Annotated in this window: 11 protein-coding genes; 7 read left to right on the forward strand and 4 right to left on the reverse strand. The window is 75.0% G+C overall.

Annotated features, from left to right (window positions below; translation table 11 throughout):
* Nucleotides 1-52: 52 nt before the first annotated feature.
* Complete coding sequence (locus OG767_RS17635; RefSeq protein ID WP_405089551.1) at nt 53-1,696, reverse strand: serine/threonine-protein kinase; 1,644 nt, start codon at nt 1,694-1,696, stop codon at nt 53-55.
* Between the two features lie 238 nt (nt 1,697-1,934).
* On the reverse strand, nt 1,935-3,713 hold the full coding sequence (locus tag OG767_RS17640; RefSeq protein ID WP_405089552.1) for a hypothetical protein: 1,779 nt from the start codon (nt 3,711-3,713) through the stop codon (nt 1,935-1,937).
* Nucleotides 3,714-3,866: 153 nt separating this feature from the next.
* On the opposite strand from OG767_RS17640, the gene OG767_RS17645 reads away from it, so the two are divergent.
* The 7 genes from OG767_RS17645 (at nt 3,867) to OG767_RS17675 (ending at nt 13,083) form a co-directional block, all read left to right on the forward strand.
* Nucleotides 3,867-5,000, forward strand: a complete 1,134-nt coding sequence (locus OG767_RS17645; protein WP_405089553.1) for an N-acetylmuramoyl-L-alanine amidase — start codon at nt 3,867-3,869, stop codon at nt 4,998-5,000.
* A gap of 269 nt (nt 5,001-5,269) precedes the next feature.
* Entirely contained in the window at nt 5,270-8,455 is a 3,186-nt protein-coding gene (locus OG767_RS17650; protein WP_405089554.1) for a penicillin acylase family protein, read from the forward strand.
* Between the two features lie 95 nt (nt 8,456-8,550).
* On the forward strand, nt 8,551-9,738 hold the full coding sequence (gene dinB / locus OG767_RS17655; protein WP_405089555.1) for a DNA polymerase IV: 1,188 nt from the start codon (nt 8,551-8,553) through the stop codon (nt 9,736-9,738).
* A gap of 101 nt (nt 9,739-9,839) precedes the next feature.
* A complete protein-coding gene (locus tag OG767_RS17660) occupies nt 9,840-10,772 on the forward strand; it encodes a hypothetical protein (protein WP_405089556.1) in 933 nt (310 codons plus the stop codon).
* Nucleotides 10,769-11,221, forward strand: a complete 453-nt coding sequence (locus tag OG767_RS17665) for an ABA4-like family protein (RefSeq protein ID WP_405089557.1) — start codon at nt 10,769-10,771, stop codon at nt 11,219-11,221. The genes OG767_RS17660 and OG767_RS17665 overlap by 4 nt, the downstream gene beginning before the upstream one ends.
* Before the next feature lie 9 nt (nt 11,222-11,230).
* Nucleotides 11,231-12,460 (forward strand): sensor histidine kinase, encoded by a 1,230-nt coding sequence (locus OG767_RS17670; protein WP_405089558.1) that lies wholly within the window; start codon nt 11,231-11,233, stop codon nt 12,458-12,460.
* Entirely contained in the window at nt 12,457-13,083 is a 627-nt protein-coding gene (locus OG767_RS17675; protein WP_405089559.1) for a response regulator, read from the forward strand. Before OG767_RS17670 ends, OG767_RS17675 begins: the two co-directional genes overlap by 4 nt.
* A 4-nt stretch (nt 13,084-13,087) precedes the next feature.
* Here OG767_RS17675 and OG767_RS17680 read toward each other — a convergent pair whose 3' ends face one another.
* Entirely contained in the window at nt 13,088-13,801 is a 714-nt protein-coding gene (locus tag OG767_RS17680; protein ID WP_405089560.1) for an RraA family protein, read from the reverse strand.
* An 83-nt stretch (nt 13,802-13,884) separates the two neighbouring features.
* Nucleotides 13,885-14,511 (reverse strand): maleylpyruvate isomerase family mycothiol-dependent enzyme, encoded by a 627-nt coding sequence (locus OG767_RS17685; protein WP_405089561.1) that lies wholly within the window; start codon nt 14,509-14,511, stop codon nt 13,885-13,887.
* Between the last annotated feature and the right edge of the window lie 26 nt (nt 14,512-14,537).

A 14,537-nucleotide genomic window follows, 5' to 3' on the forward strand; every position in this document is an offset into this window, starting at 1 on the left:
CCGGCCGTCCCCGGTCCGGGCCACGGTGCGGGGCAGCGGGCACGTCGTCCTCCTAGCCGGGGGTGCAGTAGTTGTAGAGCGTCACGTACACCGGGGACGCCGAGGTGGCCGCGTTTCCGGCGGCGTCGACGGCGGTGACCTCGATCGGGATGCGGGTGCTCTGCTTCGGCGCGGCCAGCGGGCCGAGCGTGCCGGTGAACACTCCGCGTCCGGCGGCGGCCATCCGGACCGTGCCGGTGGCGCCCCCCAGCAGGTAGCGGAACGTGACCGTCAGGGCGGCCGGGCCGCTGCGGTCGTCGGTGACGGTGACCGTGACGGTGCTGCTCTGCACACCGTACGGGCAGCCCTTCGGTTCGAGCTGGCCCGGGTCGACCGTCACCCCACCCACGGCCGGCGCGGTGACGTCCGGCGGGGGCGGCGGCGCGGTGCGGCGCGACGGGGTGGGGGCCGGCGCGCTGGTGCGTACCGGTGGCCGGGTCGGCGACCGCGTGCCGTCCGGTATGGCGGACGGCGTGCCGGTCGGCGGATCGGGCGGGACGGACGGCGCGGGCGACGCGGTGGCGGTGGTGTCCGGTGTCGCGGTGTCCGTCGGGTCCGGCGCGGCCGGGCCGGTAGGGCCGGCCGGCGACGGGCCGGCGGGCGTCTCGGCGGCCGGGGTCTCGCGGGCGGCGTAGCTGTAGCCGGCGCCACCGACAAGCACGGCGGCGACCACGGCGCCGGTCGCCAGCAGGACGCGCTTGCGTCCCCGCCGGAACAGGCGGCCCCGGCCGGTCGTGGCGCCGAGCGCGGTGCTGGCCACCGCGGTGGTGCCCTCCGCCCGGTCGGGGAACGGCCACAGCGCGGCCAGCAGGGCAGCCCGCCGGGCCAGCTCGCGCAGCCCGCGCTCCTCCCAGTCGGGCCCGTATCCGGCGCCGGCCACCCGGTCCAACAGTTCCAGGAAGACCGCGGCCGGTTGCGGCCGGTCGTCGGGACGCTTGGCCATGCCGTGGCGGAGCAGCTCGTGCACCGGCGCGGGCGCCGGGTCGGTGGGGATCGGCGCGCTGGCGTGCTGGTCGCGCAGGGAGAGCAGGTCGGGTCCCTGGTACGGGGGCCGCCCGGTGAGGCACTCGAAGAACGTGGCGGTGGCGGCGTAGATGTCGCAGGCCGGGCTGGCCGGGGCGCCGGTCCACTGCTCCGGCGCCATGTAGCGGGGCGTGCCGGAGACCGTGGTGTCGCTGCCCCGACCGATCGGCATGGCGATCCCGAAGTCGGCGAGCTTACTCAGCCCGGCACCGGAGACGAGCACGTTCTCCGGCTTGTAGTCGCGGTGCACGACGCCGTGGGCGTGGGCGGCGGCGAGCCCGGCGAGCGAGCCCTTCAGCACGCAGAGCGCGGCCTCGGGCGTGGTCGGGCCGTGTGCGCGCAGCATCTGCCGCAACGACACGCCGTCGACCAGTTCCATCACGATGGCCGCGCCGTGCGGGGACTCGACGTACTCGTAGAGCCGGCTGACGTGCGGGTCGTCGACCTCGCCGAGCAGCCGGGCCTCGTCGCGGAAGGCGGCCCGGAACGACGAGTCGGCGCCGAGATCGCGGACCAGGTACTTGATCGCGACCGGGGTGCCGGTGCTGTCGTGGGTGGCCAGCACGACACTGCCGGACGCCCCGGAGCCGAGCGTGCGAACCGGCGTGTAGCCGGACAGCTGCCAGCCGCTCATGCGACCCACTCCACGGCGTCCCAGGGGCGGATGTCGGTGGCCGCCTCGCTGGTCATTCTGGTCGCCGCGGGGCTGCCGGCCATCGGCGCAACGGATGCTTCCGCTCGCCGGACGGCGGCCTCGGATCCGGCCGCGGGCGACGGATGGTCGGTAACGGACACACCACCAGTGCTAGCAGACACCGGCAAGCGTCAGCCCGTCGGTCGCTCCCGGTCGGCGGCGCGCCCCGGCGGGGTGGTCAGAAGCGGCGGGTCGGGGGGACGCCGCCGGGTGGGGGGCGGCGCAGCAGCCAGAGCGGGTTGCTCGCCGCGACGACGGCGCCCTCGCGGTCGCGGACCTGGGTGCGCAGGTATACGCCGGCGCCCACCCGCACCGGCAGGTCGTGCCAGCCCTGGCGGAGCTGACGCCACGGCACCTGTCCGGTCCGGATCGCGGGCGTCGGATCCGCGACGCCGGCGGAGTCGACGTCGCCGGTGACCACCTCCAGGGCGGCCCCGGCCGGCAGGTCGGTGGCGCGCACCCGCACCGTCACGGTGTCGTCGGCGACGGTGGGCAACGCGCCCATGGCGCTGCGACCGCCCAGCTCCAGGTCCAGCGCGCCCCGGTAGGCGGCCAGGTCGGCGAACCACGCCTGCCCGGCGCGCAGCGCCGCGACCAGGTCGTCCCGCCGGGTGGAGCCGGCCCAGACGGAGGTGATCCACCGGTCCCGCCCGGCCCGCCAGTCGGTGCCGTCGTGGTCGTCGGTGACGCCGACGGCGGTCAACGGAATCGCGTTGCGGGCCGCCACGTCGTACGCCCAGAGGTGGTCCTCGACCGGGGTCCGTCCGATCTCGATCAGGTCGACGCCGAGCCCGCGCCGCGCCACCAGCAGCCGGGCCAGTGAGTCGCGCCGCTCCACGTCCAGCGGGTGGTTCCAGCAGACCACGCCACCGTGGGCGTGCAGGAATCGCACCATTCGTTCGGTCGCGTCGACGTCGTTGTCCCGCACCGGCGGGGACGGGAAGCGGGGCAGCGTGCCGTCGCCGCCGAACCAGTTGAGGTGACGCACCATGGACACCTCGTACGCCCGGTGGTGGGTCACCTCCGGGTACGCCCCGGCGTAGCCGCGCAGCACCTCGGCGCGCAGCTCCTCGCCGGCCTGCCCGGCGCGGCGGGCCCGGTCGAAGACCAGCCGGTCGAGCAGGTACGCGCCCCGCGCGCCGTCGGTGACGGTGACGCCGAGGCGCAGCCCGCGCAGCGAGTTGTCGCCGGCCACCAGGTCGGGCCAGAGCCGCCGGACGTCGGCGAGCAGGTCGAACGTGTGCCGCCGCCAGACGCCGGCCGGGGCGGGCCGGTCGACCGTGCCGTGCCGGCCGTCGACGGTGTGCCGGGCCGCGTCGGTGCCGCCGAGCCGGTAGCGCAGCACCAGCTGCCCGGCGGGCCGGCCGGGCCCGGCCGGGTGGTGGGACAACGCGATCTCGACGGTCAGCGTGGCGTCCCGGCCCGCCGACTCGGGTCGCACGTCGAGGTGGAGCGTGGTGTCGGCGATGTTCCCGGTGTGCGTCCAGTTCCACGCCTTGCCGGCGTACCAGTGGGTGCCGGCGCCGGCGGCGGTGAGGCGCAACGCGCGGCCGGGTCCGTCGGCGGCGTCCGGGACGGCGACGAAGTCGGCGGACGAGTCGGTGAGCCGCCCCTCGGTGGCCGGGCGCCAGGTCCAGGCGAGCCCACCCTCCGGCTCCTCCGGCCCGTCGAAGTGCACGACACGGCGGTGGTCGTGCGCGGCCACCCGGAAGTCGTGGTCGGTCCACCAGAGCACGTCGACGGCGTTACGGCGGGCCTGGTCGAGGTGGGCGGCGTAGCTGGCGACGCCCTCGCTGAACGAGGCGTGCAGGTGCATGGCCATGCTGACCGGCCGGCGTCCGTTCGGGACCGAGGGCGGCCGGTCGCGACCGAGCGCCAGCCCCACCGGTACGCCCACCCCGGCGACCACCAACCCGCCCGCGGCAGCGAGCACCCCACGCCGATCCAGTCCCCGCACACGCCCTCCCCGACCCCGCCCGCACCCAGCGTAGAGGTGATGGCATTTGTCCTCTGGCGCGACGCGGCGTGGTGGCAATATTCTTCGACTCGCGCGCTTACCTTGGAGTTCCTTTACATCACCCGGCGTCGGTCGGGTCATCGAGGAGATGCCATGCACTTCGACCACCCCGAGCTGGACCGCCGTACGCTGCTACGGGCCGGCCTCGGCGCCGCCGCGGTCGCGGTCGTCGGGAGCGAACTCGCGTTTCCGGCCGCCGCGCAGGCCGCGCCGGGCGCGGACCTCGACTGGATCATCAGCTGCGACGAGTGGGCCGCCCGCCCGCCGGCCGACCCGCTGTCGGTCAGCGCGATCCCGACCAACAAGATCATCGTGCACCACATGGCGTTCCCGAACGTCACCGACTACTCCGAGGAACACGCCAAGCAGCTCGCCCGTGACTGCCAGGACCTGCACATGGACGGCAACGGCTGGTCGGACACCGGGCAGCACTTCACGGTGAGCCGGGGCGGTCACGTCCTGGAGGGACGCCACGGCAGCCTGGAGCGGTTGCAGGCCGGTGACCGGCAGATGATCGCCGCGCACTGCCCGGGTGAGAACGGCCGCGCGATCGGCATCGAGAACGAGGGCACCTACGTCACCGAGACGCCGCCGGAGGAGCTGCTCGACGGCCTGGTCCGGCTCTGCACCGCGATCTGCCGGCAGTACGGGCTGCACGCGCACGACATCTTCGGCCACTGGGACTTCCGCGCCACCCAGTGCCCGGGCGCCATGTTCTACCGGGAGTTCCCCCGGCTGCGCCGCGAGGTCTTCCGCAAGCTCGGCACCCGGCTGGGTGACGTGCCGGCGCGCCGCTGGCCGGACATCTGGCGCTTCGTCGGCGGCCCGGTCGTCCGGGTCGCGCAGCACCTGCTCACGTTCCGCGGCTACGCCGTGCCGGTCACCGGCGTGTTCGACGCCGCCACCGTGGCGGCCGTGCAGGACTGGCAGGCCCGCAACGGGATCCCGGTCGACGTGGACGCCACGCTCACGGCGCCGACCTGGGAGACGCTCGCCCCGGAGCTGGACCAGCACGACACCGGCGTGCCGGTGGTCGCGGCGCAGTTCATGCTCGCCTCCAAGGGCTACGCGGAGGTGCTCCCGACCGGCGAGTACGACCACGTGACCCGGACCGCGGTGAAGGACCTGCAACGCCTGCACGGGCTGCCGCCCACCGGCAAGCTCAGCACCAGCACCTGGTGCGCGCTGGTGGGGGGTGTGGTGCGCCAGTCGTTCCACAAGGGCTGACGGTCGCACCGGCGGGGAGCACGGTGGGGGGTGGCAACGGCGCCGCCCCCCACCGTCGCGTCCGGACACCGCGCCTGGAGCGAAACGTCGGCATTCGCGGCTGGTGAACAACGGGTATCCCGGACGGCGGTCCGCCGCCGATCATTGCCCGGAGATAGATGTGAGTCATTCTCACCTCCGGGTGGAACGCCCGGGCGCGGAGGGCGAGACGTCGGCAACCGGCAGCCGGGCGTACCGAAGGCCCGACTCCGCGTCCCCGGAGGATCGCCATGCCCCGACCCCCACTCCGTGCCCGGCTGGCGGCGCTCACCGCCGCCGCCCTGACCGCCAGCGTGCTGACCGTCACCCCGCCGTCACCGGCGCTGGCGGCCACCACGTTCGCCGCCAACGACTACTGCCTCGGCCAGTGCGCCGACATCCTGCCCCCCGGGCAGAACGGCAACGCCACGCTCGTCGCCATCCTGGCCCACCAGACGCTCGGTACCCGCCCGGCGCACTCCAGCGACCAGCTCGACGAGTACGCCAACCTGGTCTACAACTACGCCGGGCTGACCGACGAGCAGATCGCCCAGTTCTACAACGACTCCTCGTTCGGCGTCCCCGCCACGCAGGTCGAGAGCACCGTCTCGCCGCGCTCGGACGTCACCATCGTGCGGGACAAGGCCACCGGCGTCCCGCACGTCACCGGCACCACCCGCGGCGGCACCATGTTCGGCGCCGGCTACGCCGGGGCCCAGGACCGGCTCTGGGTGATGGACCTGCTGCGGCACGTCGGCCGCGGCAACGTCACCTCGTTCGCCGGCGGCGCTCCCGGCAACCGGGAGCTGGAGCAGAGCGTCTGGGCCAACTCGCCCTACACCGAGGCGGACCTCCAGGCCCAGGTGGACGCGCTGCGCACCAAGGGCACGCGGGGCCAGCAGCTCTACACCGACGTGGTCGACTACATCGCCGGCATCAACGCCTACATCGACAAGTCGATCGCCGACGACAACTACCCCGGCGAGTACGTGCTGGCCGGCGCCGGCAAGCCGAAGCACTTCACCATGACCGACCTGATCGCCACCGCCGGCGTGATCGGCGGCCTGTTCGGCGGCGGAGGTGGCAGCGAGATCCAGTCCGCGCTGGTCCGGGTCGCCGCCCGGGCCAAGTACGGCGCCACCGAGGGCGACAAGGTCTGGGCGGCGTTCCGCTCGCAGAACGACCCGGAGACCGTGCTCACGCTGCACGACGGGCAGAGCTTCCCGTACGGGGCGACGCCGCCGGGCGCGACCAGCGCGGTGCTCCCCGACGCCGGGTCCGTGGTCGCCGAGCCGCTCGCCTACGACGCCACCGGCGGGGCCGCCGCCCGCACCGGCGCCAGCACCGCCACCAAGGACCTGCTCGGCGGCCTGGCCAACCTGCGCGCGCACGGCATGTCCAACGCGGTAGTGGTCTCCGGCCGGCACACCACCACCGGCAACCCGGTCGCCGTGTTCGGGCCGCAGACCGGCTACTTCGCGCCGCAACTGCTGATGCTCCAGGAGTTGCAGGGCCCCGGGATCAGCGCGCGCGGCGCCGCGTTCGCCGGGCTCAACCTCTACGTGCTGCTCGGTCGCGGCCAGGACTACGCGTGGAGCGCCACCTCCGCCTCGCAGGACCTCACCGACACGTACGCGGTGCCGCTGTGCACCACCGACGGCAGCGCGCCGACGCTGCGCACCAACCGCTACCTCTACCACGGGCAGTGCCTCGCGATGGAGGCGCTGGAGCAGCGCAACTCCTGGTCGCCGACGCTCGCCGACTCCACCCCGGCCGGCTCGTACACGCTGCGCGCGCTGCGCACGAAGTACGGGCTGGTCGCGTACCGAGGGCTGGTGAACGGGCAGCCGACCGCGTTCACCAAGCTGCGCTCCACCTACCGGCACGAGGCCGACTCGGCGATCGGCTTCCAGGCGTTCAACGACCCGTCGGCGATGGGCAGCGCGGCGGCGTTCCAGGCGTCCGCGGCCAGCGTCGGGTACGCGTTCAACTGGTTCTACGTCAACTCGACCGAGGCGGCGTACTACAACTCCGGCTCGAACCCGGTCCGGTCGTCGGTCACCGACCCGAACCTGCCGACGAAGGCCGAACCGGCGTACGAGTGGGCCGGCTGGAACCCGGACACCAACGACGCCAGCTACGCCCCGGCGTCGGCGCATCCGCAGTCGGTCAACCAGGACTACTACGTGAGCTGGAACAACAAGCAGGCGCGGGACTTCGGCGCGGCGGACGGCAACTTCAGCTTCGGCTCCGTACACCGGGGTCAGTTGCTGGACGGCCCGGTGCGCGCCGCGATCGCCCAGCGCAAGCTCGGCCGCGCCGACGTCGTCAAGATCATGGCGGACGCGGCGGTGACCGACCTGCGCGGCCAGCAGGTCCTCGGCGACCTGCTGCGGGTGCTGGACAGCGCGCCGGTCACCGACCCGACGCTGGCCGACGCGGTCGGCAAGCTGCGGGCCTGGCAACAGGCTGGCAGCAAGCGGGTGGAGACGTCGCCCGGCTCGAAGGTCTACCAGCATGCCGACGCCATCCGGATCTTCGACGCCTGGTGGCCGCTGCTGGCCTCGGCCGAGTTCCGGCCCGGCCTCGGGCCGGACCTGTACGCCACGCTGGTGGACGCCATCGAGGTCAACGAGGCGCCCTCCGGTGGCCAGAACGGCGGGCGTGACGGCGCGGCGAGCTGGGCGTTGCAGGGCCAGGCGCACAAGGGCTCGTCGTTCCAGTACGGCTGGTGGGGCTACGTCGACAAGGACGTGCGGACCGTGCTCGGCGACCCGGTGGCCGGCGGGCTGGGGCGCGCGTACTGCGGCAACGGCGACCTCGGCGCCTGCCGGACGGCGCTGCTCGGCGCGCTCGGTCAGGCCGCCGCGGTGCCCGCCACCACGGTCTACCCGGGTGACAAGTCCTGCGGCGCCGGCGACCAGTGGTGCGCCGACTCGATCGCCCAGTCCGGGCTGGGCGGCATCACCCACCCGCTGATCGCCTGGCAGAACCGGCCCACCTACCAGCAGGTCGTCTCGTTCCCGGCGCGCCGGGGCGACGACGTCACCAACCTGGCCCAGGGGCGCCCGGCCAGCGCGTCGAGCACCCAGTTCCTGACCAGCTACACGCCGGACAAGGCGGTCGACGGCAGCCTGGGCAGCCGGTGGGCCAGCAGCTACAACGACAACCAGTGGCTGCGCGTCGATCTCGGCGCGGCCCGCACCGTGAGCCGGGCGGTGCTGCGCTGGGAGTCCGCGTACGGCACGTCGTACCGGGTGGAGGTGTCCGGCGACGGCAACTCCTGGACGCCGGTGTTCGCCACCACCACCGGCAACGGCGGCGTCGACAACGTCACCTTCGCCCCGGTCAGCGCGCGCTACGTGCGGGTGTACGGGGTCAAGCGGGCCACCTCGTACGGCTTCTCGCTCTACGAGTTCGAGGTCTACGGGCGGTGACGACGGTGACCGGCCGGTGGGATCCTCCGCCGGCCGGTCACCATTTCCCCGCAGGTCAGCACCCATCCGTCGAACAGGTGTGCGAAGATGGTCGGGTGTCGGGCGAGGCCACCATCCTGCATGCCGACCTGGACGCGTTCTACGCCTCGGTCGAGCAACGCGACGACAGCCGGCTGCGCGGCCGGCCGGTGATCGTCGGCAGCGGCGTGGTGCTCGCGTGCAGCTACGAGGCGAAGGCGCGGGGCGTGCACAGCGCCATGGGCGGCCGGCAGGCGCGGCGGCTGTGCCCGGAGGCGATCGTGGTGCCACCCCGGATGGCCGCCTACACGGCCGCCAGCCGGGCCGTGTTCGAGATCTTCCGGCAGACCACCCCGCTGGTCGAGGGCATCAGCATCGACGAGGCGTTCCTCGACGTCGGCGGGCTGCGGCGGCTGGTCGGGCCACCCGCCGACATCGCGGCCGAGCTGCGCGACCGGGTCCGCCGCCAGGTCGGCCTGCCGATCACGGTCGGCGTGGCCCGCACGAAGTTCCTGGCCAAGGTGGCCAGCGGGGTGGCCAAGCCGGACGGCCTGCTGGTCGTCGAGCCGGCGCGGGAGCTGGCCTTCCTGCACCCGTTGCCGGTGGAGCGGCTGTGGGGCGTCGGCCCGATCACCGCCGCGAAGCTGCGCGAGCGCGGCATCCGTACGGTCGGGCAGGTGGCCCGGCTCGACGAGCCGACCCTGGTGTCGCTGCTCGGCGGCGGCGCCGGCCGGCACCTGCACGCCCTCGCCCACAACCGCGACCCGCGCGCGGTGCAGGTGGGTCGCCGCCGCTCCTCGATGGGCGCGCAGCACGCGCTGAGCCGCGAGCCGCACTCCCCCGCCGAGCTGGACGCGGTCCTGGCCGGCCTGGTCGACCGCGTGACCGGGCGGATGCGCGACGCCCGGCGCACCGGCCGCACGGTGACGCTGCGGTTGCGCTTCGCCGACTACACCCGGGCCACCCGCTCGCACACGCTGGACAAACCGACCGCGCAGACCGCCCCGCTGCGGGCCACCGCCCGGGCGCTGCTGCACGCCGCGTTGCCGCAGATCGAGCAGCGCGGCATCACCCTGCTGGGCGTCTCGGTGGCCAACCTCGACGCCGGGCACACCCAGCTCACCCTGCCGTTCACCGCCCAGCCGGGGCCGGCGCTGGACGCCGCCGTCGACGCCGTCCGGGACCGCTTCGGCGCACGGGCGCTGACCCGTGGGGTGCTGCTCGGCCGCGACCCGGGCGTGGAGATGCCCCGACTGCCCGACTGACGGTCTCCTCCCCCGGGAGGAGACGCGGCTCGGACCGGTGGCCGCGACCGCGACCCCCGGTCGGGCGCGACCACGGTCGCCAGCCGCGAGCATCTACAGACATGACTACCGTACGGAACCGGGCGGCCGGCTGGCCCCGCCCCCTGCTGCTCCTCGTGTCCATGATGGCGGCGCTGACCGTCGTCGCCGCGATCGGCCTCGTCACCGATCCCCGCGTGCTCACCGGCGCGCCGGTCTGGCTCAAGCCGCTGAAGTTCGCGGTCTCGCTCACGCTCTACGGCGGCACCCTGGCCTGGATGCTCTCCCTGCTGCCCCGACGCAGTCGGCTCGCCGAACGGGCGGTCACCGTGATCGTGGCCGCGGCGGTGCTGGAGATGGTCCTCATCGTCGTCCAGGTGCTGCGCGGCACCACCAGCCACTTCAACACCGGCACGCCGCTGGACGCGGTGCTCTACAACGTCATGGGCACGGCCATCACGGTGCTGTTCCTGGCCCAGGTCGTGCTCGCGGTCGTCCTGGCGCGCCGGCCCCTGCCGGACCGCGCGGGCGGGTACGCGATCCGGGCCGGGCTCGCGGTGTCGCTGCTCGGCATGCTTGTCGCGTTCCCGATGCTGACCCAGCACCCGGACGGCACGCCCGCCGGCATCACCGGGGCGCACAGCGTCGGCGTGCCGGACGGCGGCCCGGGGCTGCCGGTGGTCGGCTGGAGCACCACCGGCGGCGACCTGCGGGTCGGTCACTTCATCGGGCTGCACGCGTTGCAGGCGCTGCCGTTGCTGGCGATCCTGCTCGACCGGTTCCTCGGCGCCCGCCTGGACGAGCTGGCCCGGGCCCGGCTGGTGCTGGTCGGCGGGTTCGCCTACGCCGGGGTGACGCTGCTGGCCACCGCGCAGGCATTGCGCGGGCAGCCGCTGCTGCGGCCGGACGAGCTGACGCTGATCGCGGCGGCGGTGCTGCTGGCCGCCACCGCGACGGCCACCCTGCTGGTCCTGGCCCGCCGGGCCGGCCACGCCACGGTGGTGCTGGTCGGATGAGCGCCACCCTGTTCGGGCTGACGTTCGCCCTCGCCGCGCCGTTCTGGGCGCTGATGATCGTGGCGCCCCGCTGGTCGTGGACCGCGCGGATCGTCGACTCGCCGTTGATCGTGGCGCCGGTCCTGCTGGTCTACGCGATCCTGGTGCTGCCGGCGCTCGGCACGGTGCTGCCGGTGGTGGCCCTGCCCACCCTGGACGGCGTCCGGGACCTGCTCGGCACCGACAGCGGCGCGGCGGCGGCCTGGGCCCACATGATCGGCTTCGATCTGTTCGTCGGGCGGTGGATCTGGCGCGACGGCCGGGAGCGGGGCATCCCGGCGCTGCTCACCGCGCCGGTGCTGGTGCTCACCATCCTGCTGGGCCCGCTCGGGCTGGCCGTCCACCTCGGACTGCGGGCCGGGTGGCGGCGGCGGACCGTGGTGGTGGCCCCGGCCGCGCCGGTTGCCTAGGCTGACGTCGTGGGCTGGGTGGGTCGACTGCTCGACGCAAGTGACACGCTCGCGCGGCGGCTGCTGCTGAATCTCGCCGGCGTCGGCTACCTGGTGGTCGGCGTGCACGGCCGGCCCGGGCCGACGACGACGCAGTGGATCCTCGCGCTCGGCGCGTTCGTCCTGGCGCTGCTGTGTCATCGCCGGCCGCTGCTGAACCTGCTGCTCCAGTCGGCCCTGCTGGCGGTCGCGTTCCCGCTCGTCGACGACGTGATGATCAACCAGGTCGGGGCGAGCTGGGCGCTGCTGGAGCTGACCATGCGGGCCACCCGGCCCCGCACGTTCTGGCTGGCCGCCGGGCTGCTGGCCGCCGTCGACCTGACCGGTCTGATCGGCGACCCGCTCCGGCAGGCGCTCGCCGGTCTGCTCGGCCTCGCCGTCACCGTCGGGCTGCCGCTGCTGATCGGCCTGGTCGTGCGGACCACCCGGGAACTCGGCCGGCAGGCCGAGGAACGGGCCGTGGCGGAGCAGCGCCGACGCGAGTCGGAGAGCCGGGCCGCGCGCGCCGACGAGCGGGCCGCGATCGCCCGGGAACTGCACGACGTGATCGCCCACCACGTCGCGTCGATGGTGCTGCGGGTCGGGGTGGCCCGGCACGTGCTGCCGGACCTCGACCCGCGGGTCGGCCCGGTCTTCGACGACGTGCACCGCACCGGCACGGCCGCGCTGACCGACCTGCGCCGGCTGGTCGCGGTGCTGCGCGACCCGGACGGCGTCCGCGGTGACGCGGCGCTGACCGCGATCGAGCCGGCGGCGCTGCCGGCGGCGCTCGGCGTGGCGGTGGACCGGGCCCGGCAGGCCGGGGTCACCGTGGAGGCCGACGTGGACCCGGTGATCGGCACAGTGGACGCGGTCCGCGGCCAGGCGGTGCTGCGACTGACCCAGGAGGCGTTGACGAACGTGGCGAAACACGCGGGCGCGACGGCCCGGGCCCGACTGACCGTGTCGGTGGTCGACGGGGCGGTGCACTGGGCGGTCTCCGACGACGGGCGCGGCGCGGCGCCGGCCGTGGTGCCGGTCGGCGGCGGCCACGGCATCGTCGGGATGCGGGAGCGGGTCGAGGTGCTCGGCGGGCGGCTGGAGGCCGGGCCCACCGGCGACGGTTGGCGGGTGCGGACGGTGCTGCCGCCGGGCGGCGCCCCGGACCGGCCCGCCCGGGTGGTGCCGCGGTCGCGGCCGGCCGCGCCGGAGCCGGCGTGATCCGCGTGCTGCTGGCCGACGACCAGCACCTGATCCGCGCCGGCCTGCGGATGCTCTGCGACGCCCAGCCCGACCTGGAGGTCGTCGGCGAGGTCGACAACGGCCGCGACGCGATCGCCGCCGCCGCCCGGCTGCGGCCGGACGTGGTGGTCATGGACCTGCGGATGCCGGGCGTCGACGGGATCACCGCGACCAGCCGGATCCTCGCCGACCGGCCCACCACCCGGATCATGGTGCTCACCACGTTCGGCGACGACGACCACCTCTATCCCGCGTTGACCGCCGGCGCCTGCGGCTTCCTGCTCAAGGACGCGCCCCCGGCCGACCTGCTGGACGGCCTCCGCCGGGCCGCCGCCGGGGACAGCCCGTTCAGCCCCGAGGTGCTGCGCCGGCTGGTCCAGCGGGCGGTGCACGCCCGCGCCGGCGCGCCCCGGCGATCGGCCGGGCTGACCGCCCGTGAGCAGGACGTGCTCGACCTGGTCGCGGAGGGGCTGGCCAACACCGAGATCGCGGAGCGGCTGCACATCGGCGTGACCACGGTGAAGACCCACATCACCAGCCTGATGGCGAAGACCGGCAGCCCCAACCGGGTCCGCCTGGCGCTGTGGGCGCGCGGCGGCTGAGCGGTCACTCCTCGATCGCGCCGCCGACCGCCCGCAGGTGCGCCCGGAACGTCAGCGTCGGGTCCGCCGCACGGGCGGTCAGGTAGTCGTCGAACCCGACCTGCGCCCGCAGCGACCGGCCGGCCCGGATCCGGTCGGCCTGCCGCCGCTCGGTGTCCCGGATGGACCCGGCCAGGTCGAACAGCTCCCCGGCCCGGTCGGCCGGCACGAAGAGCACACCGTCGTCGTCGGCCAGCACCAGATCACCGCCGTCGACCGTCCACGGCCCGACCCGCGCCGCGTCCAACGCGCCGGCCGGCCGTGGGTCCAGCTCCAGCGGCCCGCTCGCCGTGGCGCCGAGGCTGAACACCGGCAGCCCGACGACGGTGAGGTCTGCGGTGTCCCGGTGCGCGCCCCACACCACGAGGCCGGCCAGGCCGGCGGCCCGCGCCTCCCACGCCACCAGGTCCCCGACGCAGGCGCGGTCGGTGCGACCGCCGTCGTCGACCACCAGCACGTCCCCCGGCTCGGCCCGGTCGATCGCCTCCAGGAAGACGTCGACGCTGCCGGCGTGCCGGGCCGGCCGGACCCGCCCGGCCAGGCGCCGCCCGGCCAGCACCGGGCGTACGGCGGCCGGGGCGCAGCGGACCGCGACGCCGGCCCGCAGGCAGGCGTCGGCGACGTGGGCGGTGGTCAGCGCGGCGAAAGGCCCGGCCGGGGCGGTGTGGTCGGCGTCCATGGGCCGACGCTAGCCAGCCGGGGACGGGGATGGCAGGTGCCAGTTGCGCGCCGGTGGCCTGTGCCCGCACCGGCGGAGGCCGGTCAGCCGGCGGCGAGCCGCGCCACGCCGTCCCCGGTGAGGTCGGCCAGCGCCACCCGGCGGCCGGTCAGCGCGAGCAGCAGCGCGGCGCCGGGGCCCCGCACCACCGGCCCGTCCCCGGCCGACCAGCCCAGGTCGGTCGCCTCGACGCGCAGCCCGGCGACCCGCCGACGGTCGACGAACCCGACCGCCCGGCCACCGGTGAGGAAGTCCAGCGAGATGCGCAGCCGCTCCGGGTCCAGGTCGGCGGGGAGGCCGAGCGGCCGGCGGATGTCCTGCCCGTGCACCTGGAGGCCGGTGAGCTGGCCGAGCCAGCCGACCACCGGCAGGCGGAACCGGTGGTCGGCGTGCTCCCGCAACGCGGCGGCCAGTTCGGCCGGCGGCCGCCGGGCCACCCGCCGGGCCAGCCGTGCGTTCGCCACGTGTGGCCGGAACCCGGCGCCCACCAGCAGTGGCAGCAGACGCCACGGCGTGGAGACCAGCGGTGACACCAGGTGACCGGCGACCTCCCGGACGGTCCACGCCTGGCAGAGGCTGGGCGTGTCCAACTGGGCCGGGGTGAGCGAGTCGATCAGGTCGGCCGTGCGGCGCCGCTCGGCGGCGATCATCGGCAACAGGTCGGTCTCCACCACTCCATTGTGGCCGCGCCGACCGG

The organism is Micromonospora sp. NBC_01392 (assembly GCF_045040125.1).
In the GTDB taxonomy this organism is placed as follows: domain Bacteria; phylum Actinomycetota; class Actinomycetes; order Mycobacteriales; family Micromonosporaceae; genus Micromonospora.

Excerpts from the sequence above, each read along its gene's own strand:
- OG767_RS17635 (WP_405089551.1), bottom strand. The coding sequence starts at position 1,696 with ATGAGCGGCTGGCAGCTGTCCGGCTACACGCCGGTTCGCACGCTCGGC.
- OG767_RS17645 (WP_405089553.1), top strand. The coding sequence starts at position 3,867 with ATGCACTTCGACCACCCCGAGCTGGACCGCCGTACGCTGCTACGGGCC.
- OG767_RS17665 (WP_405089557.1), top strand. The coding sequence starts at position 10,769 with ATGAGCGCCACCCTGTTCGGGCTGACGTTCGCCCTCGCCGCGCCGTTC.
- OG767_RS17680 (WP_405089560.1), bottom strand. The coding sequence starts at position 13,801 with ATGGACGCCGACCACACCGCCCCGGCCGGGCCTTTCGCCGCGCTGACC.
- OG767_RS17660 (WP_405089556.1), top strand. The coding sequence starts at position 9,840 with ATGACTACCGTACGGAACCGGGCGGCCGGCTGGCCCCGCCCCCTGCTG.
- OG767_RS17650 (WP_405089554.1), top strand. The coding sequence starts at position 5,270 with ATGCCCCGACCCCCACTCCGTGCCCGGCTGGCGGCGCTCACCGCCGCC.